The organism is Nonomuraea sp. NPDC049504 (genome assembly GCF_040676845.1).
Classification (GTDB): Bacteria; Actinomycetota; Actinomycetes; order Streptosporangiales; family Streptosporangiaceae; genus Nonomuraea; species Nonomuraea salmonea.
This window is the reverse complement of sequence record NZ_JBFAPT010000057.1, coordinates 16,980-36,499: the sequence shown is the minus strand read 5'-3', so window position 1 is coordinate 36,499 and position 19,520 is coordinate 16,980. Positions and strand designations below refer to the sequence as shown.

General features: G+C 72.4%; 11 protein-coding genes. 4 read left to right on the top strand and 7 right to left on the bottom strand.

Features of this window, described 5'->3' with window-relative positions; translation table 11 throughout:
• Nucleotides 1-162 precede the first annotated feature (162 nt).
• Entirely contained in the window at nucleotides 163-2,859 is a 2,697-nt protein-coding gene (locus tag AB0K28_RS50210) for an AAA family ATPase (protein ID WP_364385382.1), read from the bottom strand.
• A 151-nt stretch (nucleotides 2,860-3,010) separates the two neighbouring features.
• On the opposite strand from AB0K28_RS50210, the gene AB0K28_RS50205 reads away from it, so the two are divergent.
• The 4 genes from AB0K28_RS50205 to AB0K28_RS50190 all read left to right on the top strand — a co-directional run bounded on the left by AB0K28_RS50205 (nucleotide 3,011) and on the right by AB0K28_RS50190 (nucleotide 6,972).
• Nucleotides 3,011-4,102, top strand: a complete 1,092-nt coding sequence (locus tag AB0K28_RS50205) for an alkene reductase (RefSeq protein ID WP_364385379.1) — start codon at nucleotides 3,011-3,013, stop codon at nucleotides 4,100-4,102.
• Complete coding sequence (locus tag AB0K28_RS50200) at nucleotides 4,102-5,328, top strand: MFS transporter (RefSeq protein ID WP_364385376.1); 1,227 nt, start codon at nucleotides 4,102-4,104, stop codon at nucleotides 5,326-5,328. The genes AB0K28_RS50205 and AB0K28_RS50200 overlap by 1 nt, the downstream gene beginning before the upstream one ends.
• Before the next feature lie 247 nt (nucleotides 5,329-5,575).
• Nucleotides 5,576-6,562, top strand: coding sequence for an NAD(P)-binding domain-containing protein (locus tag AB0K28_RS50195; protein ID WP_364385373.1), 987 nt, complete (start codon nucleotides 5,576-5,578; stop codon nucleotides 6,560-6,562).
• Nucleotides 6,563-6,570: 8 nt separating this feature from the next.
• Nucleotides 6,571-6,972: a hypothetical protein gene (locus AB0K28_RS50190; RefSeq protein WP_364385370.1), complete on the top strand. Its 402-nt coding sequence runs from the start codon at nucleotides 6,571-6,573 to the stop codon at nucleotides 6,970-6,972.
• A gap of 713 nt (nucleotides 6,973-7,685) precedes the next feature.
• On the opposite strand, the gene AB0K28_RS50185 is transcribed toward AB0K28_RS50190, so the two are convergent.
• From AB0K28_RS50185 to AB0K28_RS50160, 6 genes are all read right to left on the bottom strand, one after another.
• Entirely contained in the window at nucleotides 7,686-10,190 is a 2,505-nt protein-coding gene (locus AB0K28_RS50185) for a S8 family serine peptidase (protein ID WP_364385367.1), read from the bottom strand.
• A gap of 1 nt (nucleotide 10,191) precedes the next feature.
• Nucleotides 10,192-11,421 carry a hypothetical protein gene (locus AB0K28_RS50180; protein ID WP_364385364.1) on the bottom strand — a complete coding sequence of 410 codons (1,230 nt, stop codon included), beginning with the start codon at nucleotides 11,419-11,421 and terminating at the stop codon, nucleotides 10,192-10,194.
• A gap of 10 nt (nucleotides 11,422-11,431) precedes the next feature.
• Nucleotides 11,432-12,649 carry a hypothetical protein gene (locus AB0K28_RS50175; RefSeq protein ID WP_364385361.1) on the bottom strand — a complete coding sequence of 406 codons (1,218 nt, stop codon included), beginning with the start codon at nucleotides 12,647-12,649 and terminating at the stop codon, nucleotides 11,432-11,434.
• A gap of 14 nt (nucleotides 12,650-12,663) precedes the next feature.
• The gene (locus AB0K28_RS50170) at nucleotides 12,664-15,078 is read right to left on the bottom strand and encodes a hypothetical protein (protein WP_364385358.1); all 2,415 of its coding nucleotides are present in this window, start codon (nucleotides 15,076-15,078) and stop codon (nucleotides 12,664-12,666) included.
• 315 nt (nucleotides 15,079-15,393) lie between these two features.
• The gene (locus tag AB0K28_RS50165) at nucleotides 15,394-18,321 is read right to left on the bottom strand and encodes a LuxR C-terminal-related transcriptional regulator (protein ID WP_364385355.1); all 2,928 of its coding nucleotides are present in this window, start codon (nucleotides 18,319-18,321) and stop codon (nucleotides 15,394-15,396) included.
• 364 nt (nucleotides 18,322-18,685) lie between these two features.
• Nucleotides 18,686-19,483, bottom strand: a complete 798-nt coding sequence (locus AB0K28_RS50160; RefSeq protein ID WP_364385352.1) for an alpha/beta fold hydrolase — start codon at nucleotides 19,481-19,483, stop codon at nucleotides 18,686-18,688.
• Between the last annotated feature and the right edge of the window lie 37 nt (nucleotides 19,484-19,520).

Sequence of the window (19,520 nt, the reverse complement as noted above, 5' to 3'; positions counted from 1 at the left end):
GGTGCGGTGAGAGTCGCACGCCGGGTTCGGCGGGCGGGTCCGGGAAACGGACCTGGAGCAATCCAGGCACCGCGCCCGGACTCGACCCAACACCTTCACCCAGCTGCACGCCTTCCGCCGCCTACGCATCCGCGAGCGCGGCTGCGCGAATGTCGGCGTGGTTCAGGTGAGGTCGAGGTGGGCCAGCTCCCGGCGTGACCGGATGCCGAGCTTGCGGTAGGCCCGGTAAAGGTGGTGCTCGATCGTGCGCGGGCTGAGGAACAGGTGTGCAGCGATCTCCCTGCTGGTGCTCCCGTCCCTGGCCAGACGCACTACCTGGAGTTCCTGGGGCGTGAGCCGGTCCAGCGGGTCGGCGGCCGTCGGCTGGGCTGCCGGCACGGACTCTCCTGTCGCCTTCAGCTCCGCCTCCGCCCGCGCCCGCCACGGCGCGGCCCGCAACCGCTCGAAGGTCTGCAGCGCCGCCCGCAGCGGGGTGCGGGCGTCGGTGCGACGTCGGGCCCGGCGCAGCCACTCCCCGTACACCAGCTCGGTGCGCGCCTGTTCGAAAGGCCGGTTCGTGCGCCGGTGCGCGGCCAGAGCGCGCAGATAGTCGTCCTCGTCGTCACTCAGCAGCGCGTGGCAGCGGGCGCTGACCGCCTCGGCCCATGGCTGGTTCCCGGCGCGTGCCCAGGCTTCCAGGCGGCGCAGGGGCTCCTGGGCCCGTTCGGGCCGGCCCAGCCGCACGGCCGCCTCGACCTGCTCGGCTCCGGCTGTGACCAGCGTCGTCAGGTGGCGCAGCGGTCCTCGAGCCGCGGCCTCGAGCCGCTCCAGCACCCGGTCGTAGCGTCCGTACCCCAGGTCGAGCAGGCAGAGTGCGGTGAGGCCTGTCATGCCTCCGGCGTCCGGCTGGTCGCCGGCGAGCCGGACGCAGCGTTGCTCGTCTCCTTCGATCGCCGCCACTCTGGCCAGCACCGAGTGCAGCCGCGGCACGCGCTGGTGCATCCCGGTGTGGCGCGCCAGCTCGACGGCCTCCGCGATGCACGCCTCGGCGTCACGGTGCCTGCCGGCCTGCACGTGCACTCCGGTCAGATCCTGAAGCACCTGCGGCAGCGCCCCCACCAGGCTCTGCCGGCGCAACCGCGCCACCTCGGCGCCGGCCAGGGCAGCGGCCGCGTCGTCGTCGGCCATGACCATCGCGCAGAAGGCGGCCCACCGGATGGTGGCGCCCTCCAGCAGGCTGCCCGGCGCCTGGCCGGTGACGTCGGGCAGGGGGTGCGCGACGAACTGTGCCAGCAGCGGCAGGCCGCGCGCGTAGTCGTCGTCGACCAGGTGCGCCAGTCCCTGGATCATCGGGTCCTGTGTGCCCATGGCGGTCAGCCGTGCGGCCGCGCCCCGGATCACCTCCGCCTCGCCGCAGATCCAGGCGTACCCAGCCGCCGTGCGCAGCATGGGCACGGCGCGCACCGGGTCGGCAGGGGGGCACCCTTCCAACAGGAGCCGGGCGGCCGACCGGCCCTTTCCCCGCTCGAACTCCACCGCCGCTCGTACCTCGGTCAGCGTGACGAGGGACGTGGGATCGTTCAGCAAGTCCTCGGCCTGGCCGACGAGGGTGGCGGCGTGGTCGGCGTGGCCGGACGACAGCGCCAGCGCCGCCGCCTGGCCCAGCCGGGCGGCCCGGTCGCGCGGGCGCGGGGTGTAGGTCGCGGCCTGTTCCCACAGCCCGGCGGCGGCGGCGAAGGCGGCCCTGCCGTGAGCCCGTTCGCCGGCGCGCGTCAAGGCCACCGCCAGGTCCTCGTCGGGTGACGTCGTCGCCGCGGCCCGATGCCGGAGCCTGCAGTCGTCGTCGGTGGCCGTGTCCGCCAGTGCCCGGTGCACGGCGATCCGCCGCGCCAGCGGTGCGGCCTGGTAGGCGGCGGTGCGGATCAGGGGATGGCGGAAGGCGATGGCAGCGGCACTCACCTCGACCAGTCCGGCCTTCTCGGCCTCCTCCAGGTCCTCCGGCCCGACTCCGAGCGCGTCCGCGGCGCTCAGCAGCATCGGCAGGTCACCACGGCCCTCGGCGGCGATCATCAGCATCATGAGACGGGTCTTGTCGGGCAGTAGCGCGATGCGTGAGCGGAAGGACGCGAGCACCCGGTCGGCGATCGGGATCGGGCCGGCCGCCGCGTGGTAGCGCCTGCGTTCGGAGGAGAACTCGATCAGCGCCAGCGGGTTCCCCTCGGACTCGGCGATCACCTGTTCCCGGGCCGCGGGGGTCAGGCCCCGGTGGGCCAGCACCCGTTCCGCGTCCTCCTGCGACAGCCTCGACGGGCGGATCTCGGGCAGACCGGCGGCGGCGAACCCCTCCTCCCGCGCGGCGAACAGCAGCGCCACCTTCTCCTCCGTCAGACGGCGGGCGGCGAACAGCAGTGCTTCGGCGGTGGCGGGGTCGAGCCAGTGCGCGTCGTCGACCAGGCAGAGCAGCGGCCCGTCGTCGGCCAGATGGGCCAGCAGGGTCATCACGGCCAGCCCGGACAGGAACCTGTCCCGCGCGCCCGAGCCGCCCGAGCCGCCCAAGCCGCCCAAGCCGTCCGAGCCGCCCGAGCCGAGCACCGCCCGCAAGGCGGCCGCCTGTGCCGGGGGCAGGGCATCGAGGTGTTCCTGGACCGGCCAGAGCAGTTGGACGAGCCCGGCGAAGGCGAGATCCGCCTCCGCCTCGATGCCGGTGACCCGCAGGACGCGCACTCCGATGCCGGTGCAGTACTCAGCGGCCCAGTCGAGCAACGCCGATTTGCCGATGCCGGGCTCGCCGCGCAGGACGAGGCCGCCGCTGCGGCCGGTACGTGCGGCGTTCACGAGGTCCTCGATCGCGGCCTGCTCGCCCGCCCTGCCGTACAGCAACCGACCAAGCCTTTCGTGCGGGATACGTAGGGCCGTGCCTACCGGGATACGTACGCGATCCCAGTAGTCCGGTACCGAAACCTTACCGATTCGGCCGGTAAAGGCCCGTTCATACCCTCGTGGCAACGAAGACGATCTCGTGACGAGGAGGATGATCGTGAACGAGCTTTTCACGCCCGTGACCATCGGTGAGCTGGATCTTTCCAACCGCCTGGTCATGGCGCCCATGACGCGGAACAGGGCACGGGGCGGGCTCGTCGGTGAACTGACCGCCGAGTACTACGCCCAGCGCGCCGCCGCCGGCCTGATCATCACCGAGGGCACCCAGCCCTGCGTGATCGGCCAGGGCTACATCGACACCCCCGGACTGCACACGCCGGAGCAGGTGACGGCCTGGCGGCTGGTCACGGACGCGGTGCACCGGCGAGGCGGCCGTATCGCGGTCCAGATCATGCACTCCGGGCGGATCGGCCATCCCTGTCTGTACCCCGGAGGCGAGCTTCCCCTCGCTCCGTCGGCGATCTGCTCCGGAGAGCGGCTCTACACCCCCGAAGGGCTGCTGGATCATCCGACGCCCCGGGAGATGACGCTGGCCGACATCGACCAGGCCATTGAGGATTTCGCCACCGCGGCCCGGCTGGCGATGGAGGCCGGCTTCGACGCGGTCGAACTGCACGGCGCCAGCGGCTACCTGATCCACCAGTTCCTGTCGGACAACACCAACCGGCGCACCGACGCCTACGGCGGTTCGGTGGCAGGACGGCTCAGGTTCGCCGTGGAGGTCGTGCAGGCCGTCACCGACGTGATCGGGCCTGGCCGCACCGGCATCCGGATCTCTCCCGGCATCTCCTACAACGGCATGAAGGAGGGCGACACGGAGATCCTCTACACGGAGCTGGCCCGCGCGCTGGCACCGTACGACCTGGCGTACGTGCACGTCTCGGAGAACGACACCCGCGACGTGACCGAGCTCATCCGCGCCGAGTGGGAGGGCCCGCTCGTCCTCAACCCGCACCCGTGGAGCGGCGAGAAGCCGGCGAACCCCGAGGACGGGATCGAGGCGCTGCGCTCCGGCCTGGCCGACGCGATCGCCTTCGGCCGGCTGTGGCTGGCCAACCCCGACCTGCCCGCCAGGATCGCGGCGGGCGGGCCGTACACCGAAGCCGACCCCAGCACCTTCTACGGCGGCGACCACCGCGGCTACACCGACTACCCGGTGCTGTCCGCGAGCGGGGAGGACTGATGAGCAGCTCAACCCCCGCCTCCTTCACCCACGGCGGAGCGCCCGATCAGCTCGCAGCTCCGGGCCGCGGGGTTCCGGCGGCCTGGCTGGCGCTGCTGGCGGGACCGCTCTCCTTCGGGATCGCCGGGCCCAGCCTCATCCTGCCGGACGCCGCCCGCGATCTCGGGCTGGACCTGGGCGCCGTGACCTGGATCGTCACCGCCTTCGGCTGGGCCATCGCGATCGGCACCCCCTTGATGGCGGGCTTGCAGAGCCACCAGGGCGTACGCCGGGCCCTGCTCACCTGCGCCGCGCTGGTCGCCCTCGGCGCGGTGCTCGTGGTGAGCCTGCCCTCACTGCCGTCGCTCGTGCTCGGCAGCGCGGCTCAAGGGCTCGGCACTGCCGGGTTCACCACGATCGCCATGAGCCTCACCCGCTCGGCACGCTCCATGGGGCTCGTCACGGCCGCGCTGGCGACGGTCGGTGCCACCGCGCCGCTGATCGCCGACCTGGTCGGGGAGCTGCTGTCCTGGCAGGCGGGCCTGGCCCTGCCCGCGCTGAGCCTGCTCGCCGTTCCCTGCGTGCTGCGCCACCGACCCGCCGGGCCGGCGCCGGACGCGCCCTTCGACCCGGTGGGTGCGGTGCTGCTGACGGCGTTGGTCACCGCGCTGGTGTTCGTGCCTCACTCATGGACGGTCGCGGGGACGGCCGCCGTGGCCGCCGGTGGGCTGCTGGCGCTGCACCTACGGTCCAGGCGCGATGGATTCCTGCCCGCCTCGATCGTCCGCGCTCCGGTGTTCCTCCTGGTGTCCGGCCTGGCGTTCCTGCTGGCCGCGACCAACTTCGGCATGATCTATCTGCTGCCCGCCCTGCTCGCCGGACAGGCGGACTGGACCAGCGGCCAGGTGGGAGCCGCCATCCTGGGGCCGCTGATGTTCGGCGGGCTGGCCTCCTACGGGACGATCGCCGCCACCGCGAAAGCGCCGGTGAAGGCCGTTGCCTGGCTCTTCCCCGGGCTGGCGGCGGCAGGCGTGGGGCTGGCGTGCCTCAGCCTCTCGCCGGCCGCCCTCCTCATCGCCCAGGCGCTTACCTCCCTCGCCGCCGCCTCCGGACAAGGGGCGTTCGCGGCACGCGCCGCCGCCGCGGTGCCCGACGGCGCCAGATCGACGGCGATGGGCCAGTTCAACCTCTGCTACCTGCTCGGCGCCGCATTCGGCCCCGCCATCGCCGCCGCGCTCGCCGGCTGACCTCGACGATCCGGCTCTCGGAGTGCGGAGGAACGAAAACTCACGCCAAGCCTGTTCGCCCAGCTCGCCGGTCCGCCGCCAATGGCACCACCGGGCAGCGGGCCGCCTGACCGTAGGCCGCGACCGGATCAACCCGGCCGCCGGCGACCACACTGAGCTCCTCAAGCGTTTCCTGGACGCCTCGCGGAACGGCGATCGGCATCGTCAATCCCGACAAGCTGTCGAGCATCGACCCGGCGAGCGCAACATGACCGCGCTGTTGGGCGGTCTTCCCGAGTCGAGCCGGCGGCCATTCCTTCGACCCGAATCCAACACGAAAGAGAGCACCATGACGACGACACCAGCGACGACCGACAACCCCACCACCGCGGCGAGCCAGGTCACCGTGCTCGGTCTGGGTTCCATGGGATCGGCGATCGCCAGAACGTTCGTCGAACGCGGATATCGCACAACAGTCTGGAACCGGACGGCGAGCAAGTGCGCGCCGCTGGTCGACGTCGGCGCCACGGCGTCCGCCACGGCCACGGAGGCGGTGGCGGCCAGCCCGCTCGTCGTGGTCTGCCTCCTCGACAGTGCAGCGGTCGACGAAGTGCTGGCCTCGGTCGATGACGTGGTCGAGGGCAAGGTGCTGGTGAACCTCACCAGCGGCTCACCCGCCCAGGCGCGCACCAACGAGCGCTGGGCGAGTGAGCACGGCGCCGAGTACATCGACGGCAAGCTCATGGGAGACCCGCCGTATGTCGGCACATCGAACTTCACCGTCCTGCTCAGCGGTTCCCGCAGCGCCTTCGACGCCCACGAGTCGGCCCTGCGGGTGTTGGGCGGCGTCGGCTACCACGGCGAGGACGCCGGCTTGGCCGCCGTGGAGTTCATGGCCCAGGTCGCCATGGGTTACGAGATGCTCATCGGCTTCCTGCACGTGCTCAAGCTAGTTCGGGCGGAAGGGGGCGATGTGACGGAGTTCGCTGAGCGCTTCGTCGGCTCGCTGGCCGCCTATGCGCCGTTGCTGACCGGGATCGCCAAGGCGGTCGCGAGCGGGGAATACCCGCCGGACCTCGGTCCGCTCCGCGTCCAGGCCGCGCTGATGGACGACATGATCGACCACCGGGAGTCCGTTGGCGTGGAAGCCATGCGGATGCGCCAGGTCAAAGAACTGATGGATCGCCGGATCGCCGGCGGTAACGGCGAACAGGGATTCTCGAGCCTGTTCGAGCTGCTGGAAAGGGAAGGCTGAACCGCGTCATGAGCCACCAGGACGAAACAATCCTCCTCTTCCGCAACACCATGCGCATCACCGACGGCCACCTGGAGGATTTCCGCGCTGCCATCGCCCGAGCCGTGGAGTTCGTCCAGCAGCATGGCCCGCAGCTGATGGTGCAGACCTTCGTGGACGAGACGCGGATGCTCGCGCACAGCTTCCAGATGTATCGGGACTCCGACGCGGTCCGCGTGCACTGGAAACTCGCGGACCCGTTCATCCAGGACGTGATGAAGCACTGCCGGGTGGAGCACTTCGAGGTGTTCGGTGAGCCGGACGCCGACGTGGCGGCGGGCCTGCGCTCGTCGCTCGGCGAGCAGACCCCGCTCACGTTCTCCCCCCGCATCGCCGGCTTCCTACGCTTCGGCGTGGCACCTCAGGCGTAGCGGACGCGCCCGCACCCCGCCCCGGACACGAAGCGAAGCTCCCCGCAGCCGCCCCCAGCAGCCGGCAGCGCGAAGCGCGGCCGGGGCTGGACCAATGCCACATGGCTGACCGATGAGTTCGTCGTGCGAATGGCGACCAAGCCAGGAGCTGCCGACTTGCTCCGAGAGGAACGGCTGGTGAGGCTTCTTCCTCCGGAAGTCGGCTATCCCCGCATCATCGATGCAGGCGTCTGGCACGGTCACGAGTGGGTGCTGTCCCGCCGGGTGGCCGGGGAGAACTTGGAAGAGGTCTGGCCGTCACTTGATGACACGGCCCGATCCCGCGCCATCGAGCAGATGTGGGAACGAGCACGTCATGTCCATGGCGTCGATGTGGCTGCTGCCGCACCGCACGCCCGACCTCGATCGCCCTTCTTCCCTCAGAGCCCGGGGGAGGCAACAGCTGCCCTCGATCGGCCCGTGTCGTCGCGCTGCTCGACTTCGAATTGGCCTGCCAACCGGCCGCCTTTGGCCGTTGCACGTCGATGGTGATCAGCGCGGACGGGGCCCGGTCGGCGTCAGGAGGGAACGAGTCGAAGGGTGGTTCCGGCAGTCTCGTACGGACAGGAGGCCACCAGGTGGTCGAGGTCATGCATGGATGGATTCAACGCTGAATCGCACGTGGGTCGCCGCTGCCCCCGGGACCTTGGGGGCAGCGGCGACCCGTGGCAGGGTCAGGTTGTTGCGGGGCGGCAGGTGCGGTCGCCGACGAACACGTCGTCGACGGCCCACCAGCCGGACAGCTGGCCCCGGTAGTGGAGGCGGAGCCGTACGTCGGCCTGGCCGGCCGCGTCCGGCAGCGGGATGACGTGGACGGCGGGTCCAGGAGCGCCGGGGAAGCCCTTGGCCGACCACACGGTCTTCCAGGTACGGCCCCCGTCAACGCTGAGGTCGACGCCGGTCGTGGAGTTGACCGCCGGCTTCAGGTCGTGGGCGAACTCCAGGGTCGCCGAGGTCCGGCCGGTCAGGTCGTAGGAGGGGCTGGTCAGGTAGGTGTCCTGGAGGTGGCCCTTGCCGGAGTGCAGGGAGTCGACGATGGCGAAGCCGCCCGCGCCGCCGGTGTGGTTGCCCCGTCCGCCGGCGTCGGTGAAGACCCAGCCGGGCTGGTGGGCGTAGTTGGGGATGCGGGGGTCGACGTTGGTGACCGTCCAGCCCTTGGGCGCCGTGGTGCCGTCGAACGGCTCGGTGCTGCCGTCGCGGATCACCTCGTAGCCGCGGGCGACGCAGGACAGGGAGACGGTCAGGCCGAGGTCGAGCCGCCGGCCCGTCTCACCCATGGTGATCTGCTGGACGGACGGGTCGTAGCCGGGCTCGGTGGAGCGGGTGGTGAGGGTGTAGGTCATCGAGGGGAGCAGGGACAGGGTGTAGGCGCCGGTGTCGGGGTCGGATTCGGCGTTCCATGTGTGGCCCTTGCCGTCGTCGGCGGTGATCTGCGCGGCGAGCCCGCGGCCGAGGCCGGAGGCGTCGGCGACGGTGCCGGTCAGGTCGATCCGCTCGGTCTGCGGCAGGGCGACGTCCAGGGTGAGGGCGCCGTCCTTGGTCAGGGTGGCCGTTTTGGTGGTGGTCTGGTAGCCGAACGCCTCGGCCTTGAGCTGGTACTCCCCCGCGACGAGGGTGTAGCGGTAGGCGCCGTCGGCGCCTAGGGTGGAGGTGCGGGTGAGCGGGCCGGTGAGGGTGACGGTGGCGCCCTCGACCGGCCGGCCGGTGGTGGCGTCCGTGACGGTGCCGGCCAGCGTGGCGGTGCCCCGCGTGCCGGCCTCGACCAGGGCCAGGGCGTCAAGGCGGCCTTCGCCGTGGACGGCGTTGTCGGCCGCGGTGCCGCCGCAGGTGGTGTCGTCGGTGTCGATGGCCGACAGGTCGAGCAGCAGGCGGGTGGCCGCGGTGTCGCGTACGTACTCGGGGCGGGCCGACCACAGCAGCGCGACCGCTCCCGCGACGTGCGGCGCCGCCATCGAGGTGCCGTTGTAGAAGGCGTAGGAGCCGCCGGGCACCGAGGAGCGGACGTTCACGCCCGGTGCGGAGATGTTCGGCTTGATCTCGCCGTCCTGGCCGGGACCGCGGCTGGAGAAGCTCGCGATCTTGTTGTCGACGTCGTACGCGCCGACCGAGTAGTTGATGATGCGCCCGCCGGGCGATCCTGAGGTCTGGCAGCCGGGGCCGTCGTTGCCGTTGGACCAGATGCCCATGATGCCGGAGGCCGCCCAGGCGAGCTGGATGTCCTCCATGAACGGCTGGGTGGTCAGGCTCGCGCCCCACGAGTTGTTGACGATGTGCGGGCGCTTGGACGCGTCGGGGTCGGCGCCGGTGGAGTCGGTGGGCGCGAGCATCCACTGCGAGGACGCGACGAGGGCCTCCTCCGAGCATTGGCTGGTGGTGCAGCCCTTGGCGGCGATCCAGCGTACGCCGGGGGCGACGCCGATCTGGTTGCCCTGGCCGTCGTCGCCGGCCATGGTGCCCATGGTGTGGGTGCCGTGGGAGTTGTTGTCGCACGGCGCGTCGCTCGGGCACTCGCGCAGCGGGTCGTACCAGTTGTAGTCGTGGGTGAAGGTGCCGTCCGCGTTGCTGCCCCGGTAGCTCTTGACCAGGGCGGGGTGGTCGTACTGGACGCCGGAGTCGATGTTGGCGATGACGATGTCCTCGCCGCGGCGGCCGGTCCGCGCCCACACGTCGTCGGCGTTGATGTTGGTCACACCCCAGGCGAGGCTCGTCGCGGCGGCCGCCCCGGTGGGCGTGCTGCGGGTCGGCTCGGGGATGGTGTACGTGACGGGCGCGCGGATCTCCTCGACCCCGGGTAACTTCGCGATCTTCTTGGCCAGCGCCTTGGAGGCGTTCTTGACGTAGACGGCGTTGGTGACCCAGTACGCCGTGGACTTCACTCCTTCCGCCTTGAGCAGTTTGCGCAGGGGCTCCTGGTCGCGGTCGGCTCTGGCGTGCAGCCGTTCGACCACGTCCCGGCCGCGGGCGGTGCGGCCGGCGATCTTCTTGGCGGGGGCGAGGTCGGCCTTGCCCGACATGCGCACCCAGAAGTCCGTGGTGGGGCGCGCGTCGAAGCCGGCCAGCACCTCCGGCGCGATCACCGGGTCGTCCGCGGCGGCCTGTGCGGGGACGGCGCCCGACAGGGCGGTGGCCAGCAGGGTCAGGGCGCACGCCAGGGCGGGTGACTTTCGGGGAACTCTCATGTCACTTTCTCCCGCAGCTCAGGTGGGCGATCAGGCGGCGCGGCAGCAGCTCCGGGTAGCCGATGTCGGAGGGCTCGGTCCGGGTGGAGGTGCCGGTCACCCAGACGTCGTCGGGGCCGCTGCCGTCCACGTCGTGGAAGATGAAGCCGAACGCCTCCGGCTGCTCGCCCTGGGGCTTGGCCTCCTGCCAGGAGGCGCCGTCCCAGTGCTGCACGTGGAAGACGCCCATGCTGCTGTCGTTGGTGAGGGCCCACAGCTGGCCGGGGGCGGGGGCGTACAGCTTGAAGATGTCGCCGCCGTAGGGGCCGGGCTGGGGTGCGGGGACGGTGGTCCAGCTCTGGCCGTCCCAGTGGAGCAGGAGCGGCCTCGGGCTGCTCTGGCTGCCGGAGATGCCGGCGACCCAGACGTCGTCGGGGCCGGAGGCGTCGAGCGCGTACAGCATTCCTTCCGCGCCGGGGTCGGGCAGCGCGACGTCGGCCCAGGCCGTCCCGTCGTGGCGCAGGACCAGCGGCTGGTACGAGCCTGTCTGCTCGTTCTTCTGGAAGCCGGCGGCCCAGACGCCGCCGCCCGGCACCGCCTTCACCGACGTCAGGGCGGCGGCGGCGCGGCGGGCGGCGGGGTGGTCGACGCTCGTCCATTCCGTGCCGTCCCAGCGCTGGATGAGCGCGCCGCCGGCCGGTCCGTCGACGCGGCCCACCGCCCACGCCTGGGAGGATTTCACCGTGGCGACGTCCGACAGCCAGGCCGGTCCGGCGTCCGGGCTCTGCGACGCGCCCGCCGGGGTGAGCGTCCAGCGGTCGCGGTCGAGGCGGGCCAGCACGCCCGTCCCGTCCGGCTGGAAGGAACCGTGCAGGCTGACCAGCGACCAGCCGCCGCCGGCGGTGAACGAGCCGGCGCCCACCTGGAAGAGGTTCCCGGTACGCGCGGGCACCGGGATCTGGGGGCCGTTCTCGACCAGCTCGCGGCCGTTCCAGCGCAGCGACCTGGCGCCCTCCTCGAGTTGTTCGGAGAAGCGCACGTCGTCACGCGAGATCACGTCGACGTCGACGACGCCCTCGCCGGCGGGCGCGTCGAGCATCGTCCAGGTCGGTACGCAGTCCGTCCGGGCTGCGGCGGGAGCCTGTGTGGCGGAGGTGGCGGCGGTGCTCAGCAGGGCGGTCAGGCCGGCCGCGACGGTGGCCCTGACGGTGACAGTGCGCAGCCGCCTGCGGGGGGATCGTGGTGTTCGCATCAGGGTCCTCCTAGAAGGCGCCGGTGCCGTTGGGGGTGCCCATGCCGCTGGGCCCGTCGTAGCCGCGCGCCGCGGTGCAGATCTTGCCGCCGCCGCAGGCGCCGTTGCTTCCGGCGGTGATGTCGTTCAGGTACTGGGCGGAGGCGTAGAGCCGCCGGCCCGCCGGGGTGGATGAGTCGGTGCCGGCCAGGCCGTACACGCCCGCGATGAACGCCGCCGCGACGGGGGTGCCGGCGGCGGTGCCCCAGCCGCCCAGGCTGGTGCTGTAGACCTGGACCGGGGTGTCGGCGGAGCCCACCGCCGCGACGTCGGCCACGGTGCGCCGGCTGCCGCACGCTCCGGCGGGCTGCCAGGCCGGGCGCGTCCCGTACATCGAGCAGCCGGAGGCGGTGTCGCGCCAGACGGACTCGTTCCAGCCGCGCGTGGTGGCGGAGTCCCGGTAGAGCTGGGTGCCGCCGACGGCGATCACCGACGGGTAGGCGGCGGGCAGGATCTGGCGGCCGCCGTTGTTGAAGCCCTGGCCGGAGGGGGCGACGACGGTGGTCGGCGCGTGGTCGAAGTGGGCGGCCAGGGCGTTCTGGCCGTCGTACTCGGCCACGCCCCACATGGGCACGACCGCGGTGGCGCCCTGCGCGGCGGCCTGGTCGACGGCCGCCGCCATGCTGTCCAGGGAGGGGTCGTCGGCCTGCACCAGCAGGAGCTTGCAGTTCGGGCAGGCCGCCGCGGCGAGTTGCAGCCCGACGCTGCTGTGCACCGCCCAGGCGGGGCTCGGGGCGGGCGGTGTGTCGCCGCCGCGCTGGTTGATCTTCTTGAAGCACGGGAAGTCGGCGTCGCACGGGGGCATGCCGTTCGCCTTGCGGTACTCGGCCAGCTCGTCCCCGGCCGCGGGGTTGTCGTACGGGGTGACGACGGCCACGCTCTGGCCGCCGCCCAGCCAGTCCGCGGGCAGCCGGTAGGCCTCCTGGAGGTCGCCGGCGGTCAGGGGGCCGCGGCCGGCGGTGACGCGCGGCAGCGGCTGGTCGCCGCCTCCCGTGCCGGCGCGCAGGAGGCACGTCGCCGGCCCGGTGTCCTTGGCGTCGCGGGGGCAGGCCGCGCTCGTGGCGGGCGGCGCGGCGGTGGCCCCGGTGGAGGTGGCCGCCGCGGACGTGGTGAGGAGGGTCAGCGGGGCGATCGTGGTGAGCAGCATCGCCGCCACGCCCCCGAGCGTCGTCCATCGATGGGTGCGCATGTCAGGTCTCCCGGTCAGCCGGCGAGCCGGTAGGCACGGATGTTGGTCTGGGTGACGGTGCTGCCGTCACCGGCCCGCGCCTTGACCCGCAGTGACACCCAGCGGACCGGCTCGGAGTACTCCGGATGCGTGATCGGCGCGGTGAACGTGCCGTCGCGCCTGGCGGTGGCGGTCTTCGGAGCCGACCAGGTCTGGCCGTCGTCGTACGACACCTCGACCGTGGCCCGCACGCCGGTGGGCCTGGCCTGGTGCTCCTGGTGCGAGACCCGGAACGCGACGTCGAACCGCCGCCCGGCCCTGGCCCGGGAGTCGAGGTCGAGCGACAGGTCCCAGTGCACGAACAGCAGCGGCAGGAAGGAGCATGGGCGCGTGGTGTCGGCGCACTGCACGGTACGGGGCAGCCTGGCGGCGGCGTCCCGCGGGCCGCTGCGGAAGGTCCACTCGGTACGGCTCGGCGACTGGGCATTGCCCTGGGCGGCGAAGTCCCACACCAGGCGGTAGTCGGCCGGGCGCGGCGCCAGCGGCAGCGACAGCGGCATGGGCCGGTAGGGCCGGGAGCCGCCGGCGCCCAGGTCGAAGGCGAGCTTGCCGTCGCGGTAGAACGTGGTCCGCGAGGCGGCGTACGCCTCCGACGTCGAGTGCAGCGGCGCCGAGTCGGCGAACCCGTTCAGGTAGACCGAGCCCAGCGAGCCCTGCCGGCACGCCAGGCACACCTGCAGCAGGGGTTCGTCCACCTTGCTGCTCGGGCCGCCGATGCCGAGCAGGGTCTCCTGCACGTAGGTGGCGGCCGCCGACGGCGTCCGGGGGCCGAGGTTCCACACTTCCCTGATCTCCTGGCCGGGGCGCAGCTTGCGGCGCTCGCCGAGGATGACCTCGTTGGTGTCGGCGGCCATGACGTGCTGCCAGTACGTCTCGCCTGGCCTGGTGCTGTAGACGTAGTCGACGCGGTCACCGGCGGCCGGCAGGTAGCCGTGGTTCACGTCGGACCACCCCCACGGTAGGAACACGAAGGACCCCCTGGTCACCGGTCCTGGCGAGGCGGCGTCGGAGGCGGTGTTGTAGAGCGTGGAGCGCACCGTGGCCAGCTCCGACTTCCTGACGACCGGCGTCAGTTTGCGCGGGACGGCGTCGCCGTAGGCGAACACCAGCTTGTACGTCGCGCCCATCTCGGGCCCCGAGTCGGCGTTCTCGGCCAGCAGCGTGAAGCCCGTGAACTTGAAGTCGCCCTTCTTGACGCGCTTGGTCGGGGTGACGTAGAGGTCGGGGTTGCCGGTGACCGGGTCGGAGTAGGTCTTCCAGATGAAGCCCGCGAGCAGTCCTGAGGGGCCGATGCCCGTCTCGTCCCCCGCGGCGCTGGTGCGGACGAACGACAGGGATTCGGAGCGGATCAGCGGCGCCCGCGGCGGCGAGGCCAGCTCCGGCCGGTAGCGGACCGCCTTCCTGGCGTCCAGCACCACGCTGGTGTCGGCGCCGACCCGCACCTCGGGCTCGATCACCAGGGCCGTCTCCGACGTGAGGTCGGTGGCCGGGGCGGTGAGCACGCTGGCCATGATGCTGTAGGTGCCTTCCGGCACCATGAACGACTTCTTGCCCTCACCCGGGTAGGCGAAGGCGAAGGTGGCCAGGGCTCCGTCGCTGACGTTCTGGACGGCTCCGATCATCGTGCCGGGTGTGCCGTCCCTGGCGATGGAGTCGACGGTCAGCATGTAGTAGCTCAGCTCCCCGCCGTCCTTCTTGGCGGTGGGCTGGTCGGCGGGTTTGTCGGTGGCCAGCGGCGAGGGCGGCGGCTCGGGGGCGCCGTCGGGGACGGCCAGCTCGATCCGCTCGATGCCGGGCAGGGTGCCGACGGCGTCGCCCTTCGCGGCGCGCCAGGTCTCGGCCAGCAGCCTGCCGAGCGCGGGGGCTTCCTTCTTGGTCACCGTCGCGGTGGCCGCGCTGCCGGCGGCGGCGGTGACGCTGGTGCCGGGCAGGGCTTCGGCCTGGGCACGACCGGCCCGTACGGTGACCGGGAGGGTGGCGCTGCGCTCGTCGTCCAGCTTGGCCCGCACGAGGTAGCCGACGTTGAACAGGCGCAGGTCGATGGTCTTGCCGAGGTAGGGCACCGCTTCTGACGGCACGACGTAGGTGTCGCCGCCGAGGGTGAACTGGGAGAACGTGCCTCCGGCCGGGCCGCCGCCGGGGAGCCTGCTGACCTGCTGGCGGCCGCGCTCGTCGATGTCGACCTGGAAGCGGTCACCGGTCAGCAGGGTCACCGTCGAGGTGCTCGCCTCAGGCGCTGCGGTGGCGGGTCCGGTGGCGGGTCCGGTGGTGTGGGGGGTGGGGTCCAGTGGCGGGGCGGCCGCGGCGGGTGCGGCTCCCGCCGTCAGCGCCAGCGCCAGGCCGGCCGTGACCAGGAGGCGTGCGGAGCCTAACCGGTGGTGGATTGTCATCTCTGTCCCGCTTTCTGACCGCGCCTGTACGGCAGGCGCACGACGTGCTGGTTCACAGCGGCTCGTGTGCGCCGTCGGGCGCCGGCTCGCTCAGGAGGCCTTCATCAGCAACGGCCTCCGGCTCGACGTCGGGTTGGGCGTCGGGCACTGGGTCCGGCACTGCGACCGGTACTGGGTCCGGCACTGCGACCGGTACTGCGGCCGGCACTGGGTCCGGCTCGACGTCCAGTTGATCATTAGACATGAAGATCATGATCAGGCGGACCTGCCGACGTCGCGAGTCGGGAAATCACCCAATTAATGGGGAAAAGCGATCTATGTCGGTGTCTCGTCCAGCAGTCCGTCGGCGGCGGCCGTGGTCACCAGGGCGGTGCGCGTGGCGACCGACAGCTTGCGCATGGCCGCGCTGAGGTGGCGCTCCACCGTACGCGGCGACAGGTTCAGGCTCTCCGCGATGCGCTTGTTGGTCCATCCGAGCGCCACCAGACGGACGATCTCCACCTCACGCGGCGACAGGCGGTCGCCGTACCCCTTGCGCCCGCCGCGCCATGGCCTGGCCACCTCGACCCCTTGCTCGCGCAGCAGGTGAGCGACCCGGTCGGCGTCCCAGCGCGCGCCCAGCGCGGCCAGCTCCCGCTGGCTCTCCTCCAGCACCGTCAGCGCCCGCTCGCGCTCGCCCGCGTCGAGCAGGCGGCGGCCCTGGCGCTCGGCGGCGAGCAGCGCATCGTAGGGGCGGGGCAGCGCCGCCCACATCGCCGCGGCCCGCCCGAACAGGCCCGCCGCCGCCCCCGGGTCGGCGGCGACCATGGCCTGGCAGGTCACGACCGCCGCGGCGGCGGCCGGAGCGTCACGTCCCGCCATCCCGGCGGCGAAGTCCGCCGCCAGACCGGACCGCTCCTGCCTCCGCCCGACGGCAAGCAGCGCGTCCAGGTGGACCGGCAGCAGCTCCGTGGCCCACAGCCACACGTCCTTGCGGGCGATCATCTCCAGCATCGGTCCGGTGATCTCCACGGCGGCCTCCGGCTCGCCGCGTGCGAGCAGGATCCTGGCCAGCGCCACGTCGGGGAAGATGAACGGGTCCGCGTGCCCGCGCGCCAGGCTGGCGGCGAGGACCTCGCGCAGCCGCTGCTCGGCCCGCTGCGGCACACCGCGCGCCAGGTCGAGGCAGCCGAGGATCATGCGGGCCTCCAGGCGGGTCGCCTCGTCGGCCGTCTCCGAGCCGGCCAGCTCGGCCGCCACGTCGTCCAGGCCGTCCCAGTGCCCGGCGTGCCAGGCCAGGTGCGCCCGCGCCAGCCTCAGCACGTCCTCGATCCGGCGGTAGCCCGCCCGTTCCACCAGCGCCGCGGAGGAGTCCAGGTAGGCGTGTGCGTCGTCGTGCCGGCCCCATAACGTACAGAACTGACCGGCCATCAGCCGCCCCCGGGCGATCTCCTGGCGCTCCAGGCGGCTGTCCCCGTCGGCGGGAAGGGCGCGCGCCACGCGCCAGCCGTCCTCCTCGCCGAGGCAGAGCAGCGCCGCGGCCTGGTGGGACAGGAACGCGGCCCGCTCGACCGGCCGGCTGACCAGCGGGAAGAGCCGCTCCGCCCGGCCGGCCCACTCCAGGTGGCGGGCTCGCGGCCAGGCGCGGATCATCGGGTTGGCCAGCAGGAGCATGGCCTGGACGGCGAGGTCGGGCCGGTCCGCCAGATCCGGCATGGCGGCCTCCAGGCCGGCCATCGCGGCCTCGAACTCGCCGAGGTGGAAGCGGAGCCGCCCCAGCCTCAGCCCCAGCTCTCCCCTGGCCTCGGCCGGCAGCCCGGGATGCGCGAGCGTCTCCTCCAGCGCGGCGCGCACCCGCTCCCCCAGCCCCAGCAGCGGCTCGGCGGTGACGGAGACGGCCGCGCCGAGCCGCCTGGCCAGGCGGACCAGGCGCTCCACCGGGTGGTCCGCGGCGGTCAGCAGGTCCAGCATCATCGCGACCGTCGTGTGGCCGTCGCCCGCCTCCATGGCCAGCTCGGAGGCCGCCTCGGCGTAGCGGCACCACTCCTCGACGTCGCCGGACTCGCGAAAGTGGCGGCACAGCCGTACGACGGGAGGGTGCTCGCCCTCGCGCAGGGCCAGGGCCGCGCGGTGGTGCAGCCGGCGGCGCGACGGGATCGGGGTCGCCTCGGCGACCGCGCGCGAGGCCAGAACGTGGTTGAAGCAGAACGCGCCACGGCCGGACTCGCGCAGCAGGCCCGAGGCCAGCGCGACGGCCAGGCCGTCCTGGACGGCGGCCTCGTCGAGGTCCGCTACCGCCGCGATGAGCGCCTCGCCGGCGGGCGCCTCCAGCACGGCGGCGGCCTCCAGCACGGCGCGGGTGGCCGGGTCGAGCCTGGTCACGCGTTCCAGGACGGAGTCGCGCACCGTGGGCGGCACGCGCAGTTCCTCGGTGATACGGCGGCGCCAGCCGGTCTCGGACCGGAAGATGTCGCGCCGGGCGCGCAGCAGGCGTACGGTCTCCTCCAGCGCGAGCGGGATGCCGCCGGTGTGCTCGTGCAGGAAGGCCGCGAAGCGGTCGGACACGTCGGCGGTCGCGAACATCGACTTCACCAGGGCGCCGGTCTGCGGCACGTCCAGCGGCTCCAGCGCGATGCGCTCCCAGGACATGTTCCTGGGCGGGCGTGAGGTCAGGCGCAGCAGCGGCGAGCCCTCGCCGACCTCGAGCGGCCGGTAGGTGACCACGATCGAGCGCGCGGCGCCACGCGAGGTGGTGAGGGTCAGCAGCCAGTCGAGGGTGGCCGTGTCCGCCCAGTGCGCGTCCTCGACCACCAGCACGTCCACGCCGAGCGCGTCGATCAGCTCGCCGAGCGCGCGGAAGAGCCGGTGGCGGGTCTCCTGCGGATCGGGCAGCGCCTCCAGCGCCGGCGGCAGCCACGCCGCCCACTCGGGGAACAGCGTGCGCAGCGCACCGGCGAGCGGGCTCAGCGCCAGCTCGCCCAAGCGGTCGTCGAAGACCCGCAGCCCGTCCACCACCGCGCCGAGCGGGAACGGCTCCCGCAGGGGCGGGCAGGCGGCCATCAGCACGGTACGGCCGCGTAAGGCGGGATCGGCCAGGCACTCGTCCAGCAGGCGGGACTTGCCGATGCCGGCCTCGCCCTCGACGAGCACGAGGGCATCCTGTGACACCGCGGCGACCATCGCGGCCATGGCGTCGTCGCGGCCGATGAGCGCCGGCGGGAGCGCGTCCGAGGGCGACCTGCGCCGAACGTGAATTTCGTTCATCCCTTATAGGTGTATATATCACGTCCGAACCCACAAGGGGGGCCGCGAACAGCCCATCAACGACGTCGCACGGAGCGACGCGCGCTCCGTGCAGGACGACGCGCCGGTCCTGTGATCGAGGACAACGCTCCACGGACCACGTCGCTTCGGGTGGGGCAGTTGGCGGGTGGACCGTGTCGCCTTCTTACGCAAGCGAGTAGGTGACGTCTGCCGGCGCCTGCCGGCCGCCGACGGCCCGCTGCGCTTAAAGGGCCGGACCCGCCATACGGTTCCAGGGCAGATGGGGAACGGCCTGTTCGTGGATCACGCCGCTATCGGTACGGCGCTACCGGAACGAGGCCCGCCGGCCTGCCGGCGGGCCTGCTCAAGGAGCGAGGCCGGCCAGGAGCTTCGCCGTGTCCTCCGGCGACTCCACGGGGAAATGGTGGCTGCCCAGATCGACGAGCACGATGTCGAGCCGGTCGCCGTAGCGGTCGATCGCCTCCTGCGTGATGAGGTCGCGGATCGCGAACACGGTGATCGGCTGCCTCGTCTCACGCAGCGCCGCGTCCATGTCCCAGCGCACCAGGCCTTCGATGGAACGCAGTCCGGCGGGCTGACGCACGGCTGCCATCTTCTCGAAGTAGGCGTCCTTGAGAGCCGGGTCGGTCCCGGCCGGCGAGCCTCCCTCCACCAGGCCCCGTACCCCCGCGGCGAAATCCTCCCTGAACACGCGCAGTATCGCCTCGGCCTGTTCCTCGCTCATCGCCGGGAACAGGGACAGATAGTGCAAGGCGTCGAGGGCGACCACGTGCGAGACCCTGTCGGGCAGCAGCCGACCCACCTCGACGGCGACCGCCCCGCCGAGGGAATGCCCGGCCACGACCACCTTGTCCACCGACTCGGCCTCCAGCACCGCGCCGACGTCACGGGCGAACTCCTCGATCGTCCAGACCTCCCTCGCCGACCGCGACTCGCCGTGCTCGGCGAGGTCGATCGCCAGCACGCGGTGGCCGTCGGGCAGATGGCCGGTCACCGCGTCGAAGTCGCGGCGGTCGCACGCCCAGCCGTGGATGAGAGCCAGAGCCGGTCCTTGCTCCGGGCCGCTGGCCGTGTAGCGGATCGTCGTGCCGCCGGGTCGCCGGACCTCCCGGTTGCGCCTGATCCTGCGGGTAGTTGTCATGATTCGTCCTCACTTCCGGAAATTGTCGGGATACCTT